General features: G+C 31.9%; 5 protein-coding genes and 1 tRNA gene. All 6 read left to right on the forward strand.

Features of this window, described 5'->3' with window-relative positions:
- The coding region (locus tag SVN78_09215) for an elongation factor G (GenBank protein MDY6821785.1) at nt 1–1,518 on the forward strand (1,518 nt) is incomplete at its 5' end.
- Nucleotides 1,515–2,375: an SPOR domain-containing protein gene (locus SVN78_09220; GenBank protein MDY6821786.1), complete on the forward strand. Its 861-nt coding sequence runs from the start codon at nt 1,515–1,517 to the stop codon at nt 2,373–2,375. The genes SVN78_09215 and SVN78_09220, both read left to right, overlap by 4 nt.
- Nucleotides 2,376–2,425: 50 nt before the next feature.
- Nucleotides 2,426–2,704, forward strand: a complete 279-nt coding sequence (locus tag SVN78_09225) for an integration host factor subunit alpha (protein ID MDY6821787.1) — start codon at nt 2,426–2,428, stop codon at nt 2,702–2,704.
- Nucleotides 2,694–3,014, forward strand: a complete 321-nt coding sequence (locus SVN78_09230; protein MDY6821788.1) for a MerR family transcriptional regulator — start codon at nt 2,694–2,696, stop codon at nt 3,012–3,014. Before SVN78_09225 ends, SVN78_09230 begins: the two co-directional genes overlap by 11 nt.
- A 5-nt stretch (nt 3,015–3,019) precedes the next feature.
- Nucleotides 3,020–3,093 (forward strand) — tRNA-Pro (locus tag SVN78_09235).
- Nucleotides 3,094–3,130: 37 nt separating this feature from the next.
- Nucleotides 3,131–3,766 carry a class I SAM-dependent methyltransferase gene (locus SVN78_09240; protein MDY6821789.1) on the forward strand — a complete coding sequence of 212 codons (636 nt, stop codon included), beginning with the start codon at nt 3,131–3,133 and terminating at the stop codon, nt 3,764–3,766.
- The last annotated feature ends 108 nt before the right edge of the window (nt 3,767–3,874 follow it).

The raw sequence follows: 3,874 nt of genomic DNA on the forward strand, positions 1-3,874 counted from the left end.
GCTGAGTACAAGAAAGAGGATATACCAAAGGAATATAGGAAGAGTTATGAGGAATTTAGGACAAAGCTTGTTGAAACAATTTGTGAGGCAGAGGATAGTCTTTTAGAGAAGTATCTAGAAGGTGAGGATATAAGTAAACAAGAGCTAATTAGTGGCATTAGGGAAGGAACAATAAGCAAGAAATTTGTTCCTGTTTTGTGTGGTTCGGCAACTAAGAATATTGGTGCCAAACTTTTATTAAATGCTATTATTGATTACTTGCCTTCACCATTAGAGAGGGAATATAAAGAGGGGAAAGATTTAAAAAGTGGTGAAAATATTTTAATTGACCCTAAAGATAAAAATTTTAGTGCCTTTGCATTTAAAACCTTTATTGATCCATATTCGGGAAAATTAACACTATTTAGGGTTTATTCTGGTCAATTGGAGAGTGATAGTGAGATATACAATCCCAATAAGGGTGTAACTGAGAAGATAACACAATTACAATTAATGCAGGGCAAAAATTATATAAAGACTGCTAAAGTTTTTGCAGGCCAGATTGCAATGACTAGTAAACTGAAAAATACTGAAACCTTTGATACCCTTTGTGATAAAAATAAACTAGTTATATTTAGTCCTCCTGAGATTTCTGAGCCTGTTATAACTTTTTCGCTAAAACCAAAGTCAAAGGAAGATGAAGACAAGGTGAGCAGTGCTTTACATAAGCTAATCGATGAAGATAAAGGAATTAGAATATCTAGAGATGAACAATCAGGTGATATTTTAATAAGTGGAATGGGACAATTGCATATTGAGGCAGTTTTAGAAAAAATGAATAAGAAATTTAATGTAAGCGTTACTTTACAGACGCCAAAAGTACCCTATAAAGAGACAATTAAAATAAACGCAAAAGGACAAGGTAAATATAAAAAGCAGTCAGGTGGACGTGGTCAATATGGTGATGTGTGGATAGAATTAGAGCCTTTAGAAAGAGGAAAAGGTTTTGAGTTTGTAGATAAAATATTTGGTGGTGCCATACCAAAAAATTTTATTCCCTCAGTAGAGAAAGGTATAGTTGAAGCTGCAAAATTAGGTGTTGTCGCAGGATTTCCTATGGTTGATTTTAGGGCTATTCTTTATGATGGTAGTTATCACTCAGTTGATTCCTCTGATATTGCATTCCAGATTGCCGCTTCAATGGCGTTTAAAAATGTTGCAGCCCGTGCTAATCCAGTGATTTTAGAGCCTATAATGAAAATAGAGGTATTTGTGCCAGAGGAATGTGTTGGCTCAGTTATTGGTGATTTAAACTCAAGAAGAGGTAGAATTGAAAATGTTGAACCCCATAAGGATGGTGCGCATATAAAAGGGAAGGTACCTATGGCCGAGGTTTTAAAATATGCACCTGATTTAAGAAGCATGACAGGAGGGAGGGGTTATTTTACAATGGAATTAAGCCATTATGAAGAAGTACCCCCTTCTATTGCTGAGAAGATAATTGAAGAGGCAAAGAATAAAGAAAAAATTAGTAAATGATAGAGATTGATTTACTTAAGTTTATTGATAAAAGTTATTCTGAAATAGATGAAATTCTACATAAAAAGGGTGGTTATGAGGAAGAATTAGAAGAGAAAAAAGAGATTAAAGGGGCGTTAGATAAAAAAAGTGTTTTTCGTCCTTTTAAATATGCTTCGATCATTCTGATTTTATGTATTGTTGTTTTTATCTGTTTTAAATTTTTATATCCAAGAATAATGGATGTATTTAATAATTCTAAACCCACCACTAGAGAAGTAGCTGAGGTTGTAAATGAAAAATTGACTGAGGATACAGAAGTAACACAAAAGCTTCAAGATCAACTAGAAAATAAAAACAATAATGAGATAGTGGTAGCAACAATTGATTTTTTGGTGGATAATTTATCTGAGTATGTTCCAAGTGACAGTGCTAATGACAAAGTAAATATTGATAGTGAAAAAGTTAAAGAAGAAGTTAGAAAGGCTTTATACAAAGTAAAGCTTTATTATATTAAAAAAGCTGATTTAGATAGAATAAATAGTTTTGCTTCTATGAATAATTTGAACGTTGAAAAATTAGGCACTAATGTTAACAGCTACTCAGTTTGGAGTTTGTATGTACCAAAAAAAGGAACTAATAAATATATAGGTGAGAGGGAGGTTGCCTTCATTAAATCTTTTAAAAATAAAAAAGAAGCTATTGATTATGCAAAAAATAAAGGTGTTAACGCAATTATTGTTAAAGAAAGTAGAAAAAAATATAGCTATGATGTAATTGTAGAAGGTTTTAACAATAAAGAAGATGCCAATGATTTTATCAATGAATTTAACATTGAGAGAGAAAAAATTAGAATAGAGAGGATCAAAACAAAATGATTGACCTTGAATATATATTTCTTAGTATATTAATTATTATGAGGCATTGAATGACTAAATATAATATAGTAGAGAATATATATAACGCATTAGGATTAAAAAAAAGAGATATTAATCAGATTGTGAATAGTACCTTTGATATAATAAAAGAGAGAATAGTTAACAAAGAAAATGTAAAAATATCAGGATTTGGGACATTTGAGGTAAAGAAGAGAGGACAAAGGATTGGGCGAAATCCTAAAACAGGAGAGGAAAAGATCATTAAGCCCCGTTACTTTGTGATCTTTAGACCGAGTAAGGTGTTTAAAGAAGATATAAATGGAAAGTAATAAGCTCTATTATAAAATTGGTGAGGTTTGTGAAATAACAAACTTAAAGCCCTCTGTGCTTAGGTTTTGGGAAAAACAATTTAAACAACTAAAACCTTTGAAAGTGGGTTCTAATCACAGATATTATACACAAGAGCATATTAAGATTATAAAGGATATTAAACATATGTTATATGAAGAAAAGTTGACAATTGAAGGAGCCAAGCTAAAATTAGGCGATAGTTGTAGATATGCAGATAGTAGAGGATTATTAAAAGAGGTAAAAAAAGAATTGCTTGAAATTTTGTCTCTTATAAAACATGATATATAATATATCGGGGCGTAGCGCAGTTTGGTAGCGCACACGAATGGGGTTCGTGTGGTCGGAGGTTCAAATCCTCTCGCCCCGATTAATTTTATTATAAAATAAATTAGCTATATTTATGGATGTATAAAAAAGTTGAGCCCTTTGAAAAATACGCAGAGAAATACGAGGAATGGTTTGAGAGGAATAGGCTTGTTTATTTGTCAGAACTTGAGGCCCTAAGAAGGCACTTACCAAAAGCTGGAAGTGGGCTAGAAATTGGCGTAGGAAGTGCTAGGTTTGCCGCTCCTCTTGGCATCAAGTTTGGGGTTGAACCATCAAAGAGTATGGCAAAAATAGCAAAACAGAGAGGGGTTAGTGTTGTTATAGGTGTTGCAGAAGATCTCCCTTTTGTCTGCAATTACTTTGATTTTGCATTGATGGTTACAACTATTTGCTTTTTGAATGATATAGAGGCTGCGCTGAAAGAAATAAAGAGGGTTCTAAAACCAAAGGGGCTTCTAATAATTGGATTTATAGATAAGAATAGTCCAATTGGGGAATTATATCAGCGTCATAAAGAAGATAGCTTATTTTACAAGGTAGCTACCTTTTATTCAGTGAAGGAGGTTATTGTCTATTTGAAAAGATTGCATTTTAATGATTTTAGATTTACCCAAACGATTTTTAATAATCTAAAAGACATAAAAGATATAGAGCAGGTAGTAGATGGCTATGGTGGTGGGTCATTTGTTGTAATTGTGGCAAAAAATAAATAAACTTGTTGATATGCTAGAAGAACAAGTAGAAGATTTTAATATGATTTTGTCAAATAGTCTTATTAAATAATATGTTTTTAATTTATATTTAAATAAATTGTCTATATT

The sequence above is a fragment of the Deferribacterota bacterium genome (assembly GCA_034189185.1).
Classification (GTDB): domain Bacteria; phylum Chrysiogenota; class Deferribacteres; order Deferribacterales; family UBA228; genus UBA228.

Bases quoted from the DNA above. Each gene is read 5' to 3' on its own strand.
- SVN78_09220 (MDY6821786.1), top strand. From the start codon at position 1,515: ATGATAGAGATTGATTTACTTAAGTTTATTGATAAAAGTTATTCTGAA.
- SVN78_09225 (MDY6821787.1), top strand. From the start codon at position 2,426: ATGACTAAATATAATATAGTAGAGAATATATATAACGCATTAGGATTA.
- SVN78_09230 (MDY6821788.1), top strand. From the start codon at position 2,694: ATGGAAAGTAATAAGCTCTATTATAAAATTGGTGAGGTTTGTGAAATA.
- SVN78_09240 (MDY6821789.1), top strand. From the start codon at position 3,131: ATGTATAAAAAAGTTGAGCCCTTTGAAAAATACGCAGAGAAATACGAG.